This is a genomic window from Rhodococcus jostii RHA1 (assembly GCF_000014565.1).
GTDB lineage: Bacteria > Actinomycetota > Actinomycetes > Mycobacteriales > Mycobacteriaceae > Rhodococcus_F > Rhodococcus_F jostii_A.
Map to the genome: position 1 here is coordinate 4,916,496 of NC_008268.1, position 17,004 is coordinate 4,933,499.

17 protein-coding genes are annotated in these 17,004 nt (G+C 66.6%); 13 read left to right on the forward strand and 4 right to left on the reverse strand.

What is annotated here, in order from left to right:
- The first annotated feature begins 35 nt into the window (after positions 1-35).
- On the forward strand, positions 36-926 hold the full coding sequence (locus tag RHA1_RS22760) for an SDR family NAD(P)-dependent oxidoreductase (RefSeq protein ID WP_011597014.1): 891 nt from the start codon (positions 36-38) through the stop codon (positions 924-926).
- Positions 927-1,473: 547 nt separating this feature from the next.
- Positions 1,474-1,938: a PAS domain-containing protein gene (locus tag RHA1_RS22765; protein ID WP_237727021.1), complete on the forward strand. Its 465-nt coding sequence runs from the start codon at positions 1,474-1,476 to the stop codon at positions 1,936-1,938.
- A gap of 278 nt (positions 1,939-2,216) precedes the next feature.
- Here RHA1_RS22765 and RHA1_RS22770 read toward each other — a convergent pair whose 3' ends face one another.
- On the reverse strand, positions 2,217-2,819 hold the full coding sequence (locus RHA1_RS22770) for a TetR/AcrR family transcriptional regulator (protein WP_011597016.1): 603 nt from the start codon (positions 2,817-2,819) through the stop codon (positions 2,217-2,219).
- 84 nt (positions 2,820-2,903) lie between these two features.
- On the opposite strand from RHA1_RS22770, the gene RHA1_RS22775 reads away from it, so the two are divergent.
- The 9 genes from RHA1_RS22775 (at position 2,904) to RHA1_RS22815 (ending at position 11,774) form a co-directional block, all read left to right on the forward strand.
- On the forward strand, positions 2,904-4,121 hold the full coding sequence (locus RHA1_RS22775; RefSeq protein WP_011597017.1) for a cytochrome P450: 1,218 nt from the start codon (positions 2,904-2,906) through the stop codon (positions 4,119-4,121).
- A gap of 63 nt (positions 4,122-4,184) precedes the next feature.
- Positions 4,185-4,745 (forward strand): TetR/AcrR family transcriptional regulator, encoded by a 561-nt coding sequence (locus RHA1_RS22780; protein WP_011597018.1) that lies wholly within the window; start codon positions 4,185-4,187, stop codon positions 4,743-4,745.
- A 5-nt stretch (positions 4,746-4,750) separates the two neighbouring features.
- Entirely contained in the window at positions 4,751-5,977 is a 1,227-nt protein-coding gene (locus RHA1_RS22785) for a cytochrome P450 (RefSeq protein WP_009477737.1), read from the forward strand.
- Positions 5,970-6,752 carry an SDR family oxidoreductase gene (locus RHA1_RS22790; protein ID WP_011597019.1) on the forward strand — a complete coding sequence of 261 codons (783 nt, stop codon included), beginning with the start codon at positions 5,970-5,972 and terminating at the stop codon, positions 6,750-6,752. The genes RHA1_RS22785 and RHA1_RS22790 overlap by 8 nt, the downstream gene beginning before the upstream one ends.
- A complete protein-coding gene (gene cyp51 / locus RHA1_RS22795; RefSeq protein WP_005244575.1) occupies positions 6,752-8,104 on the forward strand; it encodes a lanosterol 14-alpha demethylase in 1,353 nt (450 codons plus the stop codon). Before RHA1_RS22790 ends, cyp51 begins: the two co-directional genes overlap by 1 nt.
- Positions 8,104-8,319 (forward strand): ferredoxin, encoded by a 216-nt coding sequence (locus tag RHA1_RS22800; RefSeq protein ID WP_005244574.1) that lies wholly within the window; start codon positions 8,104-8,106, stop codon positions 8,317-8,319. The genes cyp51 and RHA1_RS22800 overlap by 1 nt, the downstream gene beginning before the upstream one ends.
- The gene (locus tag RHA1_RS22805; protein WP_011597020.1) at positions 8,319-8,897 is read left to right on the forward strand and encodes a hypothetical protein; all 579 of its coding nucleotides are present in this window, start codon (positions 8,319-8,321) and stop codon (positions 8,895-8,897) included. Before RHA1_RS22800 ends, RHA1_RS22805 begins: the two co-directional genes overlap by 1 nt.
- Entirely contained in the window at positions 8,891-10,147 is a 1,257-nt protein-coding gene (locus RHA1_RS22810; protein ID WP_041811879.1) for a hypothetical protein, read from the forward strand. Before RHA1_RS22805 ends, RHA1_RS22810 begins: the two co-directional genes overlap by 7 nt.
- A 16-nt stretch (positions 10,148-10,163) precedes the next feature.
- Positions 10,164-11,774: an acyl-CoA synthetase gene (locus tag RHA1_RS22815; protein ID WP_011597022.1), complete on the forward strand. Its 1,611-nt coding sequence runs from the start codon at positions 10,164-10,166 to the stop codon at positions 11,772-11,774.
- Positions 11,775-11,817: 43 nt separating this feature from the next.
- Here the strand turns inward: RHA1_RS22815 and RHA1_RS22820 are convergent, their stop codons facing one another.
- The 3 genes from RHA1_RS22820 to RHA1_RS22830 form a co-directional block, all read right to left on the reverse strand.
- Complete coding sequence (locus tag RHA1_RS22820; protein WP_011597023.1) at positions 11,818-12,483, reverse strand: GNAT family N-acetyltransferase; 666 nt, start codon at positions 12,481-12,483, stop codon at positions 11,818-11,820.
- A gap of 102 nt (positions 12,484-12,585) precedes the next feature.
- A complete protein-coding gene (locus tag RHA1_RS22825) occupies positions 12,586-13,071 on the reverse strand; it encodes a nitroreductase family deazaflavin-dependent oxidoreductase (protein ID WP_011597024.1) in 486 nt (161 codons plus the stop codon).
- Between the two features lie 9 nt (positions 13,072-13,080).
- Positions 13,081-14,244: a steroid 3-ketoacyl-CoA thiolase gene (locus RHA1_RS22830; RefSeq protein ID WP_011597025.1), complete on the reverse strand. Its 1,164-nt coding sequence runs from the start codon at positions 14,242-14,244 to the stop codon at positions 13,081-13,083.
- A gap of 160 nt (positions 14,245-14,404) precedes the next feature.
- Between RHA1_RS22830 and RHA1_RS22835 the strand changes: the two genes are divergently transcribed.
- Together RHA1_RS22835 and RHA1_RS22840 are read left to right on the forward strand one after the other, a co-directional pair.
- A complete protein-coding gene (locus tag RHA1_RS22835) occupies positions 14,405-15,661 on the forward strand; it encodes a cytochrome P450 (protein WP_009477746.1) in 1,257 nt (418 codons plus the stop codon).
- Positions 15,662-15,747: 86 nt separating this feature from the next.
- Entirely contained in the window at positions 15,748-17,004 is a 1,257-nt protein-coding gene (locus RHA1_RS22840) for an erythromycin esterase family protein (protein ID WP_011597027.1), read from the forward strand.

Here is a 17,004-nt window from a genome sequence, read left to right on the forward strand (position 1 = left end):
ACTGGATGCCGCAATGACGAGTTGCCGGAGGTGCGATGAATTCACGCGACGAGAGACGGCTGGACGGGCGAGGCGCCGTCGTCACCGGCTCGAGCCGGGGGATCGGCCGGGCGGTCGCGCACGCGCTCGCGGCGGAGGGAGCCGGCGTGGTGGTCAACGGTCGTGATCCCGATGCGGCGGAGAAGGTCGCCGAGGAGATCGTGCTCGGCGGTGGCCGGGCGATCGCGGTGGCTGGTTCGGCCGCCGTCGACGGCGTCGCGGAGGCGCTGGTCGACGCCGCGGAATGTGCATTCGGCCAGGTGGACGTGCTGATCAACTGCGCCGGCGTCGCGGAGCCTGCCGGGTCGTCCATCCTCACCGTCACCGACGAACAGTGGCGCGAACTCGTCGATGCGCACCTGACGGCGACGTTCCGTACGTGCCGGGCCGCGGCGCCCCTGATGGCGGAACGGGGGCGCGGAGCCATCGTGAACACGAGTTCGTTCGCGTTCCTCGGCGATTACGGCGGAACCGGATATCCCGCCGGCAAGGGGGCGGTCAACAGCCTGACCCTCGCCATCGCGGCCGAACTGGCCGAGTCCGGCGTCCGCGCCAACGTCGTGTGCCCCGGTGCGAAGACCCGGTTGTCGGTGGGAGCGGAGTACGAGCGGCACATCGAGGAACTGCACAGACGCGGGATGCTCGACGACGCAACGCGCTACGGCTCGCTGCATCCGGCACCCGCCGACTACGTCGCCCAGCTGTACGCGTTCCTGGCCACCGACCTCGCCGCCGGAATCACCGGCGGGATCTTCGCCGGATCAGGGTGCTTTGTCGGCAGATTCGACCGGCCGACGCCGACGGCGCTGGCCTACCGCGACCACGAGACCGAACCGCCGTGGTCGCTCGACGAGTTGGCGGACTTGGTGGGTTCCGCCTCACGGTGAGCGGTGATTGAATGGTCCGGCATCACATGGGCCACGACTTCGTCGTAGGCGGCCGGCCGCGACGTGTCCCGGAATGATCAGCCCTACGTCCCGTAGGGATAAGTCTTTCGACCCCGTGCCACTACTATGGAATGCATCACGCCGCGGGAACTCGACGCCTACATCGGCAGAACCCGCGTCCCGCACGGGCGAGTGAAATCGTCCCGCAGTACGCGGCGGGCGACGCCGCGTACGAATCAAGGTCGAAAATAGCACGAGCGCAAATACTCTCGGTGATCACGTCGCTCTGGCGGCGGATAGCGGCTCGTGGAATCGACTTGTGCCTGGGCGAAAGCGGCCCAATGAAGCTGACGCAGAGGCCCGCGGATAGCCGAGCACTTGGTGTCGGAATTACGCACGGAGAGAATGTATGTTGTTTTGCACCAAAATTGTTCGACAGTGTCCTCCCGGTGAATGTGCGGGTGACGGACGATCGCAGGCAACGATAATTCCACGATCTGGCCGACGATCGACGTTGCCTCCACTGTTCGGTCTGGCACGGTTCGATGTGTTGGTCCGCTGGGTGAGACGGAGGTGGGCGTCGGCAGGGCCGGGTAGGGACAGGCGACGGTCGGACCCGAACACCGCGCTGTGCTATTTGGAGCAGCTTCCGGCGCTGAGGTTGCTCGAGCGGCTTCCGGTTCCCGCCCTCGCTGTCGATGAAGAGGGGGTGATTGTGCATGCCAACCCGGCACTCGAGCGGATGCTGGGGTATCCCGAGCACTGGTTTGCCGGGTGTTCGGTCGCGGACGTGGTCGTTTCGGCGTCGTCGCCGGGCGGCCCCGCATCGGTGGCGTTGCTGCGGGACTTTGCGGGGAAGGTAATCGAACTCGCCCATCGCGAAGGTTTCGTTGTGCGTGCAGCGGTGAGCAGGTCGGTGTTGCGCCGGAAGGATGACCCCGTCACGTTCGTGTGTTTCCAGGACCTCACAGAGCAGTTGTGGGGCGGTGGGCGGGCCCCCGAATTCGAGTGATGTCGTCGCCCGGTTTCCTCGCAGTACCGAGGGTGAGCCTGCGCGGCCAGCTCACCGCCAGTGTCGTCTCTCCACGCGCCGGCGGGCTAGGGGACGAGGTGATCTCCTCCGACGTGCCGACCACCCGGGCGCGCGAGGGATTCGCGGCAACCGAACGGTGTCGCCGGCTGTTGCGTGGGCCCGGGTGTCGGCGAACGTGATCGCCGCGATCTCGACGTGGCGGCCGAACCCTTCTGACGCCTGGGCCTGAGAACGGCAACAATTGGGGTAATGGCCTTTCAGGACGGGGTGTGCGTTCGCTCCGGCCACCCGACGCTGGACAGTGCTCCGCGCAGCACCGATTCGTAGATCGAGTCCAGGTCGAGTTCGTCGCCGAGGAAATCGGTGTTCACCAGCATGACGAAACCGTGCATGGCGGCGAAGATGCTGACGGCCGCGTCGAGGGTGTCCTCGGGCGGCAGTCCGCACGACGCCAGCATCGTGCGCAGCGCCGTGTTCGCATCGAGTGCCGCGGAGATGAAGGCGTCGCGGTCCACCGGGCTGGTGGTCAGCGTCTGGTACCGGTGCGGATGCTGGGTGGCCCAGGCGCGGTGCGCGTCGACGAGGGCGCGGAGGCCGTCGGGACCGGTTCGGCCCATGGCGATTTCGCGCAGGTGCGCGCCGAGTTCCGTCATGGTGCGCACCTGTACGGCGCCGCGGATGTCGTCGAGGTTGCGGACGTGGTTGTACAGCGAGGCGGTGACGACGTTCAGCCGCGCCGAGAGGCTCGTCATCGACAGTTGCTCCCAGCCGTGCTCGTCGATGATCTCGATTGCGGCATCGACGACCTTGTCGCGGGTGAGGGTGCGCCGTCGGATCGGTGCGTTCTGTCCTTTCGCCATGGCCTCAGCATACGGTCTTCCATTCTAAATGAAAGTGTGTAGTTTAAGACGCATCCCATTCGTTTGTCGATCGAGGAGCAGTGAATGACCGCATCTCGGATTGATCTGAAATGCCCCGACGTCTACACCGAGGGGGTGCCCTACGCATTCTTCGACCACCTGCGGTCGAGTGAACCCGTCTACTGGCAACCCGAGGAGAACGGCACCGGATTCTGGGCGGTGACCAGGCACGCCGACGTCGTCGCCGTGTCCCGCGACAGCGTGACGTTCTCGTCGGCGGTGGGCACCACCCAGATCGACGACTTCGACGAGCAGACCCGCGCGAAGCAGGCCGCCATGCTCGTCAACCTCGACCCACCCGACCACACCCGGTTGCGGCAACTGGTCAGTCGCGGATTCACCCCGCGCACGGTGAAGGTGCTCGAGGGGCACATCCGCGACATCTGTACCCGGATCGTCGATCGACTCCTCGAGGCGCGCGACGTCGACTTCGTCCCCGAGGCGGCGGCGCCGCTACCGCTGGAGGTCATCGCGGCACTGCTGGGGGCGCCGCCCGGGGACGTCGACAGGCTGTACGACTGGTCCAACCGGATGATCGGTTTCGACGATCCCGAGTACGGCACCACCCAGGCCGACGGCGAGCTGGCCGCCGCCGAGATCTTCCTGTACGCGAACGAGCTTGCCGCGCAACGCCGCATCGAGCCGCGGGACGACATCGTCACCAAGCTCGTGCAGCCGGACGAGAACGGCGACACGCTCACCGAGATGGAATTCAACATGTTCTTCGTCCTGCTCGTGGTGGCGGGGAACGAGACGACGCGCAACGCGACCGCCGGCGGGATGCAGGCGTTCATCGATCATCCCGATCAGTGGCGGCGACTGCAGTCGGAGCCCGACCTGGCCTCGAGCGCGGTGGAGGAGATCCTGCGGTGGGTGACCCCGGTGATGGATTTTCGGCGCACGGCCACCCGGGACGCGTACATCGGCGACCAGTTGGTCCGGGCCGGCGACAAGGTGGTGATCTACTACCCGAGCGCGAACCGGGACGAGGCGGTGTTCGACGAACCGTACCGGTTCGACATCGGCCGGAGTCCCAACCCGCAGATCGCGTTCGGCGGTAGCGGGGTGCACTTCTGCCTCGGCGCGCACCTGGCGCGGCTCGAACTGAGGATCCTGTTCGAGACCCTCGCCGCGCGAATCGACCGCGTGGAATCCACCGGGCCGGTGGCCCGGCTGCGGTCGAATTTCATCAGCGGCATCAAGACGATGCCGGTGCGGATTCATCCGCGCAGTCCGGTGTGAGGCCCCGATTTTCGTTGCCAGCGGCCGGTAACTGTAGTAGCGTCCAGACACGTGTCCAGTAGTATGAATTTCGAGTCCACCCGCCGCCGTCTGACCGAGAAGCAGGCCGACACCGTCGACCGCCTCACCAGGGCGGCCGTCGAAGTACTGCGTGAAGAGGGATTCGCCGGGCTCACCGTCCGTTCGGTGGCCGGGATCGCCGGTGTCGCGCCCGCGACGGCATACACGTACTTCTCGTCGAAGGAGCACCTCGTCGCCGAGGTCTTCTGGCGGCGTCTCGCCGGCTCACCGCAGCCGGCGGACGACGGACTCGATCGCACCGGACGCGTGGTCGCCGTGCTCCGCCACATCGCTCTCCTGGTGGCGGACGAACCCGAACTCGCCGGAGCCGTCACCAACGCACTGCTCGGCCGCGACCCCGACGTGGAACACCTCCGAGCCCGCATTGGGCTGGAGATCCGCGACCGCCTCGCCACCGCACTGGGCGAGGGCCACGATCCCGACGTCCTCGAGGCGCTGGAGCTGTTGTACGCCGGCGGCCTGGTTCGCGCCGGAATGGGATACGGGTCCTACGCCCAATTCGCCGATCGACTCGAAACTTCCGCCAAGCTGATTCTGGAGTAGATGCCATGACCGCAGCCTCGATGCCCGGGGTGTCACACAATCCGGTGACGTTCAACCCGTACGACTATGGCTTCCATGAAGATCCGTACGTCACGTATCGAAGACTGCGGGAAGAAGCGCCGCTCTACTACAACGAGGAACTCGACTTCTGGGCGTTGTCCCGGCACGAGGACGTCGTCGCGGCGTTCCGCGACAACCAGCGCCTGTCGAGCGCGAACGGGGTGTCGCTCGACCCGGCGGCCTACGGTCCGCACGCCCACAAGACGATGTCCTTTCTGGCGCTGGACGATCCGCGGCACATGCGGATGCGGCAGCTGGTGTCCCGCGGCTTCACCCCGCGGCGGGTGAACGAACTGGAGGGGCGGATCCTGGATCTGACGCGACAGTACCTCGACCCGGCGCTCGCGGCGGGTGAGTTCGACTGGATCGGCGAGTTCGCCGGCAAGCTCCCGATGGACGTGATCTCGGAACTGATGGGGGTGCCGGAGGCCGACCGCGTCGAACTCCGGCGCCTCGCCGACCTGGTGGTGCACCGCGAGGAGGGCGTCCTCGACGTGCCCCACGCCGCGATGGAGGCGTCGCTCTACCTCGTCGGCTACTACGCCGACATGCTGGCCGAGCGGCGCAGGAAACCGACCGAGGACCTCACGTCCGCCCTGCTCGAGGCGGAGATCGACGGCGACCGGCTCACCGACGACGAGATCATCGCCTTCATGTTCCTGATGGTCGTGGCGGGCAACGAGACCACCACCAAACTCCTCGGCAATGCGCTGTACTGGGGTTTCCGCTATCCGGGCCAGGCTCGGAACGTGTTCGAGGATGCGAGTCGGGTGCCGGAGTGGGTGGAGGAGACCCTGCGCTTCGACACGTCCAGCCAGATGGTCGCGCGGACGGCGTCCGTCGACCTGGACTTCCACGATCGGACGATTCCCGCCGGCGACAAGGTGCTGATCCTCATCGGCTCCGCGAACCGCGACTCGGCGGTGTTCGAGGACGCCGATGAATACCGGATCGGCCGGGACACGTCCAACAAGCTCGCGAGCTTCGGCGGCGGCACCCACTTCTGCCTGGGCGCCCACATGGCGCGGCTCGAAGCGCGGATCGCGCTCACCGAACTCGTCTCCCGCATCGACGACTACGACATCGACGAGGCGAACAGTGTGCGCGTCCACTCGACCAACGTGCGCGGTTTCGCCACCCTCCCCATGAAAGTGCAGGTCCGCGATGCCTAGGTTCGAGCCCAACCCGCAGCGTCGCCCGTCGATCGTCGCCGGGGCGTCGTCGGGAATCGGCACGGCGACCGCCTACGCGCTGGCCGAGGCCGGTCACCCCGTCGCGCTCGGTGCCCGCCGGGTGGCCGACTGTGAGGAGATCGCGGAGAAGATCCGCAGCAACGGGGGAGAGGCGTTCGCGCACTACCTCGACGTCACCGACACCGCATCCGTCGACGAATTCGTCACCGCGGCGGAAGAGGTGCTCGGTCCCACCGAGATCGCGTTGTCGGGGGCCGGCGACCTGGAGTTCTCCGTCGCGCACGAGATGGACCCGGACCAGTTCCTGGGACAGGTCGACGTCCACCTGGTCGGTGCGCAGCGTCTCGCGCACCGCATCCTTCCCGGCATGATCGAACGCAGGCGCGGAGACTTCGTCCTGATCGGATCCGATTGCGCCGACACCCCCCGGCCCCGGATGGGCGCCTACAACGCCGCGAAGGCCGGTGTCGAGATGATGGGCCGGCAGATGCGAATGGAACTGGAAGGCACCGGCGTCCGGGCGTCGGTCGTGCGTCCGGGACCCACGCAGACGTCCATGGGGATGAACACCACCGAGGAGGTCATCGGACCCGTCCTCGAAGACTGGGCGAAATGGGGATTCGCCCGGCACTCGTACTTCCTGCGCGCCTCCGCGATCGCGGACGCCGTCGTCGCCGCCGTCAGTGCGCCCCGCGGTGCACACATGGTGCTGATCGAGGTGCAGCCCGAGGCGCCCCTGCGAAAGGACGGATAATGAACCTGGCTACCCCGCAACGTGTGTCCGGCGGTGAGCACGAGCACGGACATCTCGAAGAATTGCGCACCGACCCGATCGCGCTGATGCGGCGTGTCCGGGAGGAGTGCGGCAACGTCGGCGTGTTCCAGCTCGCCGACAAGAAGGTGGTGCTGCTGTCCGGCGCCGAGGCCAACGAATTCTTCTTCCGCTCCACCGACGAGGATCTCGACCAGCAGGCCGCCTACCCGTTCATGAAGCCGATCTTCGGCGAGGGGGTCGTCTTCGACGCGAGCCCCGAGCGTCGCAAGGAGATGCTGCACAACCAGGCGTTGCGCGGCGAGCAGATGAAGGGCCACGCCGCGACGATCGCGCACGAGGTCGACCGCATGGTGGCGCAGTGGGGCGATGAGGGGGAGATCGATCTCCTCGAATTCTTCGCGGAGCTGACCATTTACACGTCCTCGGCCTGCCTGATCGGTAAGAAGTTCCGGGAGCAACTCGACGGCCGGTTCGCGCACCTCTACCACGAGCTCGAGCAGGGCACCGACCCCATCGCGTACGTCGACGCCTACGCCCCGATCGAGAGCTTCCGCCGGCGGGACGAGGCGAGGGTGCAGTTGGTGGCCCTCGTCCAGGAGATCATGAACGGGCGCATCGAGAACCCTCCTCAGGGCAAGGAGGATCGGGACATGCTCGACGTGCTCGTCTCGATCAAGGACGAGGACGGCAACGAGCGCTTCACGGCGGACGAGATCACCGGCATGTTCATCTCGATGATGTTCGCTGGGCACCACACCACGTCCGGCACCGCGGCCTGGACCCTGATCGAGTTGCTGCGGCACCCGGACTACGCGAAGCAGGTGGTCGCCGAACTCGACGACCTCTATTCGGACGGCTCCGACATCAGCTTCGGGGCGCTCCGGCAGATCCCGAAACTCGAAGCGGTGCTGAAGGAGACGCTGCGGTTGCACCCGCCGCTGATCATCCTGCTGCGCGTCGCGCGGGGCGAGTTCGAAGTCGGGGGCTACCGGATCGCCGAGAACGACCTGGTGGCAGCCACACCGGCGATATCCAACCGGATCGCGGAGGACTTCCCGAACCCCGACACGTTCGATCCCGAGCGTTACATCGACCCCAACCAGGAAGACATCGTCAACCGCTGGACGTGGATTCCGTTCGGCGCGGGCAGGCACCGCTGCGTCGGGGCCGCGTTCGCGCTGATGCAGTTGAAGGCGATCTTCTCGATTCTTCTGCAGGACTGGGAGTTCGAGATGGCACAACCCTCCGAGACGTACCGCAACGATCACAGCAAGATGGTGGTGCAGCTGCAGCAGCCGTGCACCGTGAGGTACCGGAAGCGAAGCACGTGATGAAGGTCGAAGCCGATCTCGACCTGTGCCAGGGTCATGCCGTGTGCGAGATGGAGGCACCCGACGTCTTCGTCGTCCCGAAGCACGGCAAGGTCGAGATCCTCGACACCGACCCACCCGAGAACCTGCGCGCGGAAGTCGAGAGCGCCGTGCGTTTCTGCCCGACCCAGGCCCTGCGGATCCTCGCGGACGACGACTCTGAAGGAGACAGCTGATGGTGCAGTTCGATCGAAGGATCGGCCCGGAGGTGCAGTTCGATCGTGCGGAGCTCGATGAGATGGTGCAGCGTTGGGTGGACGAGAACAAGCGGTGCGAATCGCTCGGCGACTGGAAGCCGCTGGCCGAGATGTACACCGAGGACGCCACGTACGGATGGAACTACGGGCCGAAGGACGACTTCATGGCCGTCGGCCGGGACGAGATCCGCGACCTTGCACTCGGGCAGGAAATGGACGGGCTCGAGGGCTGGGAGTACCCGTACCAGCAGTTCGTCATCGACGACCGCAGCGGCGACGTCATCGGATTCTGGAAGCAGGTGTCCGAACGCACCCGCGACGACGGCACGCACTATCAGGTGACGGGAATCGGCGGCAGCTGGTTTCGGTACGGCGGAAACTTCCAATGGTCCTGGCAGCGTGACTTCTTCGACTTCGGTAACGTCTCGAGCCTGTTCCTCGAGATGATCACGAACAACGCGATGTCCGACGGCATGAACGCGCGGATCGAGCGCGCGACGTCCGGTCGGCTGCCGGGGTGGTATCCGGTCGGCAAGGCCCCGGTCCCGCTGTGGTGAGTACGGTGAAGGTTCCGTCGTCGTTCGCCGATCTGTCCCGCGAGGATCTCGCGATTCTCGTTCCGGAACTGCTCCTGTGCGGTCATCTCATCGACCGCTCCGGTATGCCGCACCTGATCGGGGCGTTCGGTCGCGAGGGCATGACGCAGGTCGCGATCGAGGAGTGGATGGCGTCGAGCCCCCTCTACACGCGGCGGATGCAACGCGCGCTGGGATTCGAGGGCGACGGCGTCGTGACGATCTTCAAGGGTCTGCAACTCGACATCGGTGCGCCGCCCCAGTTCATGGACTTCCGGTACCACGTCACCGATCACGATCACGGCGAGTTCTGGCTGGATCACTGCGGGGCGTTGATGGACGTCGAACCGATGGGCGACGAGTACGTCACGGCGATGTGCCACGACATCGAGGACCCGACGTTCGACGCCACTGCACTGGCCACCAACCCGCACGCGCAGGTGCGTCCCGTGCACCGTCCGCCCCGCAGACCTGCGGACCGGACACCGCACTGCCTCTGGACGGTCACCATCGACGACACAAACGTGCCACCTCCGATTCCGGAAGGGCTGGTGACGGTGGGGAAGTCGCGGGCGGCGACGGTCGAGTTGTCGCCGATCGTCACCGGCGGGCCGGGACAGCACGACTACGCGGGTGCGCTCCTCGACGACCTGCGGTTCCCGGACTTCTCCCATTCGGCTCTGACCCGGATCGCGGAGGAGGTGTGCCTGCAGCAGCACCTGCTGACCCTCGGTTTCCTGCTCGCGGTGCGGGCCCGCACCGATGCCGAAGCCGCACTCGACATCGCGCGCAAGCAACTCACCGGCATCGCCGGCCTCACGTCGGAACGGATCCGGAACGCGCTCGGGCTGCCCGCTGATCTCGAGGGTCTCGCCGTCGTCCTCGCCGTGCATCCGGCGTTCAATCCCCGTCAGTACGTGGACGTCACGATCACCCTCGGCGACCGCACGCTGCTGACCCTCGGCCGGAACTGCGGAGCCGGGGAGGACGGCGCGTGGCCGTCCATGATCGACGCCGAGCACCTCGGGCCGTTGACTGCGCTCGTGCGCGGGGTGTCGCCGCGGTTCGCGGTGCAGGTGGTCGAGGAGACGGAAGCGGTGCTGACCGTGGAGATCGTGATCGGTGAGCCGCCCGCGAAGGAAGCACCCGAGGTGGCGCTCACCCGGTTCAGCACGGGAGCCGACTTCGCGTTCACCGATCGAGGAATACCCCTACCACTCACAGTCGTCTGAGAGAGGACGCCCCCCCGTGGCTTACAACCTTGCAGACCTCTTCGAGCATTCCGTCGACGCGATGCCGGAACGGGTGGCGCTGATCTGCGGCGCCCGACGCGTCACCTACCGCGAGCTGGAGGACCGCGCCAACAGGCTGGCCCACCACTTCCTGGAGGTCGGGCTGACCGCCGGCTCGCACATCGGCGTGCATCTGCACAACTCCATCGAGACCATGGAGACGTTGCTGGCGGCGTACAAGATTCGTGCGGTCCCGGTCAACATCAACTACCGCTACACCAGCGACGAACTCGCCTACGTCTACGGCAACGCGGAACTCGACGCCGTGGTCCATCATCGGCTCTATTCGCCGCGCATCGCGGAGGTCCTGCCTTCGCTGCCGAGGATCCGGCACACTGTTGTCGTCGAGGACGATCTCGGCGGCGCCGGTGTGCCCAGCGACTCGGTGCCGTACGAGGAGGCGCTGTCCGGCAGTGGCGACCGGGACTTCGGCGAACGCAGCTCCGAAGACCTGTTCATCATGTACACCGGCGGCACCACCGGACGTCCGAAGGGTGTGGTGTGGACGCACGAGGCGATCTGGCGCGTCCTCGCGGGCGGTCTCGACTTCTACACCGGTGAGGCGATCGAGGACGAGTACCAGCAGTCGCGGGTCGGGTCGCAGGGTGAGCCGACCCTGTGGTTCGCGTTGCCGCCGCTGATCCACGCGGCCGCGATGATGCCGACGCTGACCGCGCTGTTCAGTGGAAACACCGTGCTGCTGGAATCGAAGTTCGACGCCGACCGGACGTGGGAACTCGTCGAGCGGCACAAGGTACAGATCCTCATCATCACCGGCGACGCGATGGGACGGCCGCTGATCGAGGCGCATCAGCCGTCGCGCACCGACACGTCGAGCCTGGGTGTCGTGGCATCCGGGGCCGCGCTGTTCTCACCGGTGATCAAGGACGCCTTCCTCGACGCGTTCCCGGGACTGCTGGTGTCCGATTCGATCGGCGCGTCGGAAACAGGCTTCGGCGGAATCGGTTTCGCGACCAAGGGGGAGAAACAGGTGGGTGGTCCCCGGGTACCTGCCGGCCGGTACGCCCTGGTGATCGACGAGGACGACGTTCCCGTCGAGCCGGGGTCGGGGAAGGACGGCTGGTTCGCGAAGGGCGGGTACGTCCCGCTGGGTTACTACAACGACCCGGAGAAGACCCGGGAGATCTTCCGGGAAGTCGACGGGCGACCGGTCGTCGTCACCGGCGACCGCGCGCGGGTCGAGGCCGACGGATCGATCACCCTGCTCGGCCGCGGCAACATGGTGATCAACACCGGCGGCGAGAAGGTGTTCGCCGAAGAGGTCGAGAGTGCGGTGAAGGCGTACCGCGACGTCTACGACGCCATCGTGGTCGGCGTCCCCGACGAACGGTGGGGGCACCGGGTCTCCGCGGTCGTGCAGGCGCGCGACGGTCGGGGCGTCGACTTCGCCGGACTCGAGGAATACGTGCGGCAGAGCCTGGCCGGCTACAAGATTCCGCGGCTGGTGTGGGTGGAAGACACCGTCCAGCGCACACCGAGCGGCAAGCCCGACTACCGCTGGGCTCAGGGCGTCACCAAACAGCGCGACCCCGACCACCGCACGTGAGTGGCGAAGCGTGCTCCCGCACGCTTCGCCACTCACGTGCGGGTCAGGCGGGAGCGCGGACGACCAGGACCGTTCCCGGGAACTCCGCGGCAAGCTCCTGACGGCTGTGCTTCACGGCCGCGGTGCCGTAGCCCTTCTTCCGGGCGTCGGGGGCGATCCAGATGGCCACGTCGACCTCGCGTCCCGACAGTTCACCGAATACCATGCCGACGGCCGTGTTCTCCGCGGTGTCCTCGCACACGAACCATGCGGCGGACTCGTCGTCGACTCGGCTCAGGCCTTCCGTGCGTTCCTTCTCGACCCGATCCTCGGACCACTGCGCGCCCGCGTCGTCGACCTGCTCGCCGCAGCGGCGCCGGAACAGTTCGGCGTCTTCCTCGGTGTCGGTGAACGGCCGGAGGCGGAAGTTCCGCCCGGTGCTCGCCGGCCGGTCCGTCGACGTCCATTCGAGGGTGGCGTCGAGGTCCTTCAGTTCCGTCTGGATGCGGAGCCGTTCGACCTTGGTGAGGCGGCGGAACGTCAGGTTGAGGACGGCTTCCGCGTACGCCTCGGAGGTGTCGAGGAGCCCGGCGACGGTGGTGAGGGCCTCGGCGTGGTCCTCGCTGTCGACGATGGCGTCGAGCACCTCGTGGCGCTGCTCGAGTGCACGCAGCAGGACCGCGGTGAGCTCTCGACGGTCGTGTATCCGATCTTGAACCTGTGTACTCATGTCTGCAATTCCTCGCCCTCGGCCGTCGTACAAGTCCGTACGCGTCAATACTGCAAGAAGTCCCCCGACATGGCACCCGTTACTCGGCGGTACATACAAACGCTATCGGGGAGTGCAGACCACGACGGGGATCGTGCGGTCGGTCCAGGCCTGGTAGTTGTCGAAATCCGGATACATGGCGACGAGCCGCGGCCACAGGCGCGCGCGTTCCTCGGGGTCCGCCACGTGGGCGGTCATCGGCCGGACCCGCGACTTCACCTGGACGGTCACGTCGGGGTTCGCGCGCAGGTTGAGGTACCACATCGGGTGCTTCGGGAGGCCGCCCTGCGAGGCGACGAGGATGATGCGGTCGCCGTCCTCGAGGAACAGCAGCGGGCTGATCCGCGGCTCGCCGCTCTTCCGTCCCGTGGTGGTGAGCAGGCAGACGGGCAACCCGCGGGGGAAGGCGCTGCCCACCCGCCACTTGCTGCCCAGGCGCCCGCCCGTCCGCCGGTAGAGCACGACGTTGATCTTCGACATCCACTTGATGAAGGAGACCGTCCACTTCGAGTCGAGGCCGGGCGGTCGGGCGGGTGCGGGTGCATTCATCGGGAAATCCTAGATCCGCTCGATGATGGTGCCGGTGGCGAGTGCGCCGCCGGCGCACATCGTGATCAGTGCCGTCGACCCGTCGGTGCGCTCGAGTTCGTGCAGCGCGGTGGTGATGAGCCGAGAGCCGGTGCTGCCCACGGGATGTCCGAGTGCGAGCGCACCGCCGTTGACGTTGACCCTGTCCATGTCGGGCTCGTGCACCGACGCCCACGACAGCAGCACCGACGCGAACGCTTCGTTCACCTCGAACAAGTCGAGGTCGCCGATCTTCATGCCGCTGCGTTCGAGGACGCGCGCCGTGGCCTGGACGGGACCGTCGAGGTGGAATTCGGGTTCGGAGCCGACGAGCGCCTGGGAGATGATGCGGGCCCGGGGCTCCAGACCGAGGGCGCGCGCCCTGGCCTCGTCCATCAGCATGACGGCGGCGGCGCCGTCGGAGATCTGCGAGGACGTGCCCGCCGTGTGGATGCCGCCCTCGAGTACGGGCTTCAGCTTGGCGAGCGACTCCGCGGTGGTGTCGCGCAGACCCTGATCGCGCGTCACGACCCGGGTCTCACCGGTGAGGTTGCCGTCCTTGTCGACGACGGGTGCGGTCACCTGCAGCACTTCCCGGTCGAAACGCCCTTCGTCCCAGGCCTGCTTGGCGCGCGCCTGCGAACGGACTCCGAGCGCCTCGACGTCGGCGCGGGTGATTCCGCGGCGACGGGCGATGCGTTCGGCCGCCTCGAACTGGTTGGGCATGTCGATGTCCCAGTCGGCGGGCCTGCGCGGTCCGGCGTTCTCGCCGACGTTCGCGCCGAGCGGCACCTGGCTCATCGCTTCGATGCCGCAGGCGATTCCGACGTCGATCGCGTCGGTGGCGATCAGACCGGCGACGAGGTGGTTGGCCTGCTGCGCGGAGCCGCACTGGCAGTCGATCGTGGTGGCGCCGACCTGCCAGGGCAGTCCGGCATGCAGCCACGCTGTCCGGGTGATGTTGTTCGACTGCGCACCGGCCTGGGTGACGCAACCACCGATCACCTGCTCCACCAGTTCGGGATCGATGCCGGAGCGGTCGAGGATGCCCCGCTGAGCGGCGCCGAGGATCTCGGCGGCGTGCAATCCGGACAGCCAGCCACCGCGCTTTCCGATCGGGGTGCGTACTGCCTCGACGATTACTGGTGTGCCCACGGTGGGCTCCTTTCCTTGTCCTCAGAAAATAGAACAGGTTCTGCTGTCCGGGCAAGGTCTGAATGAGCTTTCCTTTGCTAGTCGCCCGGCTTGTGCTTCAATGCTAGTAGAACGTGTTCCACATCACGGAGTGGTGTATGGCTTAGGGCAGGAGACAGCAGTGGCGCAGCCCAATCTTCCAGAGGGTTTCGACTTCACCGACCCGGACGTCTACGCAGAGCGCATCCCCTACCAGGAATTCGCCGAACTGCGGAAGACTGCCCCGATCTGGTGGAACCCGCAGCCGCCGGAGATCGGTGGCTTCCACGACGACGGCTACTGGGTCGTCAGCAAGCTCGAGGACGTCAAGGAGGTGTCGCGGCGCAGCGACGTCTTCTCCACACACGAGAACACCGCGATCGTGCGCTTCGCCGACGACATTCCGCGCGAGAACATCGAGATGCAGCGGTTCATCCTCATCAACAAGGACGCTCCCGAGCACACCAAGCTCCGCAAACTCGTCTCCCGCGGCTTCACGCCCCGCGCGATCAACAGCCTGCGCGAAGAACTCACCGAACGCGCCGAGAAGATCGTGAAGGAGGCCGCCGAATCGGGGGCAGGCGACTTCGTCACCCAGGTGGCGTGTGAACTTCCGCTGCAGGCGATCGCCGAACTGCTCGGTGTGCCGCAGGAGGATCGCCTGAAGGTCTTCGACTGGTCGAACCAGATGACGGGCTACGACGACCCCGAGCTGGACATCGACCCGCAGGCCGCGTCGATGGAGATCCTCGGCTACGCGTACCAGATGGCGGACGAGCGCAAGAAGTGCCCCGCCGACGACATCGTCACGACGCTGATCGAAGCGGATATCGATGGAAATGAGCTTTCTCCCGAGGAATTCGGTTTCTTCGTGATCCTGCTGGCGGTCGCAGGCAACGAGACCACCCGCAATGCCATCACACACGGGATGATGGCGTTCCTGGACCATCCCGATCAGTGGGAGCTCTATAAGAAGGAGCGCCCCAAGACGACGGCGGACGAGATCGTCCGGTGGGCGACCCCGGTCAACTCGTTCCAGCGCACCGCACTGGAAGACACCGAACTCGGCGGAGTGCAGATCAAGAAGGGGCAGCGAGTCGTAATGCTGTACGGCTCCGCGAACTTCGACGAGGACGCGTTCGAGAACCCGGAGAAGTTCGACATCATGCGGGAGAACAACCCGCACGTCGGATTCGGCGGAACGGGCGCACACTTCTGCCTCGGCGCCAATCTGGCGCGACTCGAGATCGACCTGATCTTCAATGCGATTGCGGATCACCTGCCCGATATCAGTAAGCTGGGAGATCCGCGGCGGTTGCGCTCGGGCTGGCTCAACGGTATCAAGGAGTTTCAGGTCGATTACAAGACTGCGTCAGGCGGTTGCCCGGTCAGACACTGACCCCCTGATTCAGCGGCGTCGGAGGGCACCCTCATCCTCTCCGGCGCCGCTGTTCTCCTTCTGTCCGAGGAAGGTGGGAGTAGGTCGTGACTGTGCGGTCCATCGTCCACGACCTGGGTGGCATGTTCTCGGCGCCGGGAGACCCGAGCGTCACCGCTGCCATCGGCGCATTCCTCCGCCGCCTGGACCCCGCGCCCCGTCTCCTCGGGTTCGGCGAGCCCATGCACGGGGAGGAGAGCTTCGTACTGCTCCGCAATCAGGTGTTCCGGTTCCTCGTCGAACACGAGGGCTATCGCTCCATCGCGATCGAAAGCAGTTGCCTGAAGGGGATACTCGTCGACTCCTTCGTGCGGGGTGCGGACCATCGGTCGCTCGACGACGTCATGCAGCACGGTTTCAGCCACGGCTTCGGTGAGTCCCGGGCGAACCGCGACCTGATCGAGTGGATGGCCGAATACAACCGTCGACGCGAACCGGACGAGCAACTCCGATTCTTCGGATTCGACGCCCCCATCGAGATGACGTCCGCGGACAGCCCGAGGCAGGCCCTGACCTTCCTCGACACCTACCTGCGGACCCACCTCGACGAGCAGGATCTGCCCTGCACTCCGGACAGGATCTCCGCGCTGATCGGCGACGACGACCGCTGGAGCAACCCGGCCGTCGCCATGGACCCGGCCCAGGCCGTCGGTGCCACCCACGAGGCCGTCGAGTTGCGTCTCGTCGCCGACGACCTGATGACGCTGCTCGCGTCGCAGGCGCCTCGCCTCGTCGACGAAGGCACGCGAGACGAAGTGTGGGAGGCCGAGCTTCACGGTCGCGTCGCCACCCGCCTGCTCAGTTATCACGCGGGAATGGCCGAGAACTCTCCACGCCGCATCACGAGGCTCCTGGGAATCCGCGACACCCTCATGGCGGACAACCTGTCCGCGCTGGTGCAGCGGGAGGCCGACCGAGGCCCGACGTTCGTCTTCGCTCACAACGGCCATCTGTCGAAAGGCGAAACCCACTGGGATCTCGCCGGACTGCATCTGCACTGGTGGTGCGCCGGTGCCCACCTGGGCCTGCGGCTCGGCGATGCGTACACGGTCATCGGTGGGGCCGTCGGGGAGGCGCCCGGACACGACATCGGGACGCCGCCACCCGACTCCGTCGAGGGCCGGCTCTTCGCCGTGGGGGAGAGCTGTCTCGTACCTGCCGCGCCGGTGGCCCGCAGGATCGGCGACGTGGAGAAGCGTGCCGATCCGTCGGGCAACTCCACGTACTTCCCGCTGGACCCCGCCGGCCTCGGCGAACTCGACGCGATCCTCTTCGTCCGGCGCCTCGACGACGCCGGCACGTGA

What these genes read in the sequence shown, in the direction of transcription:
- RHA1_RS22760 (WP_011597014.1), top strand. Translation starts at nt 36, where the DNA reads ATGAATTCACGCGACGAGAGACGGCTGGACGGGCGAGGCGCCGTCGTC.
- RHA1_RS22770 (WP_011597016.1), bottom strand. Translation starts at nt 2,819, where the DNA reads ATGGCGAAAGGACAGAACGCACCGATCCGACGGCGCACCCTCACCCGC.
- RHA1_RS22775 (WP_011597017.1), top strand. Translation starts at nt 2,904, where the DNA reads ATGACCGCATCTCGGATTGATCTGAAATGCCCCGACGTCTACACCGAG.
- RHA1_RS22780 (WP_011597018.1), top strand. Translation starts at nt 4,185, where the DNA reads ATGAATTTCGAGTCCACCCGCCGCCGTCTGACCGAGAAGCAGGCCGAC.
- RHA1_RS22785 (WP_009477737.1), top strand. Translation starts at nt 4,751, where the DNA reads ATGACCGCAGCCTCGATGCCCGGGGTGTCACACAATCCGGTGACGTTC.
- RHA1_RS22790 (WP_011597019.1), top strand. Translation starts at nt 5,970, where the DNA reads ATGCCTAGGTTCGAGCCCAACCCGCAGCGTCGCCCGTCGATCGTCGCC.
- cyp51 (WP_005244575.1), top strand. Translation starts at nt 6,752, where the DNA reads ATGAACCTGGCTACCCCGCAACGTGTGTCCGGCGGTGAGCACGAGCAC.
- RHA1_RS22800 (WP_005244574.1), top strand. Translation starts at nt 8,104, where the DNA reads ATGAAGGTCGAAGCCGATCTCGACCTGTGCCAGGGTCATGCCGTGTGC.
- RHA1_RS22805 (WP_011597020.1), top strand. Translation starts at nt 8,319, where the DNA reads ATGGTGCAGTTCGATCGAAGGATCGGCCCGGAGGTGCAGTTCGATCGT.
- RHA1_RS22820 (WP_011597023.1), bottom strand. Translation starts at nt 12,483, where the DNA reads ATGAGTACACAGGTTCAAGATCGGATACACGACCGTCGAGAGCTCACC.
- RHA1_RS22825 (WP_011597024.1), bottom strand. Translation starts at nt 13,071, where the DNA reads ATGAATGCACCCGCACCCGCCCGACCGCCCGGCCTCGACTCGAAGTGG.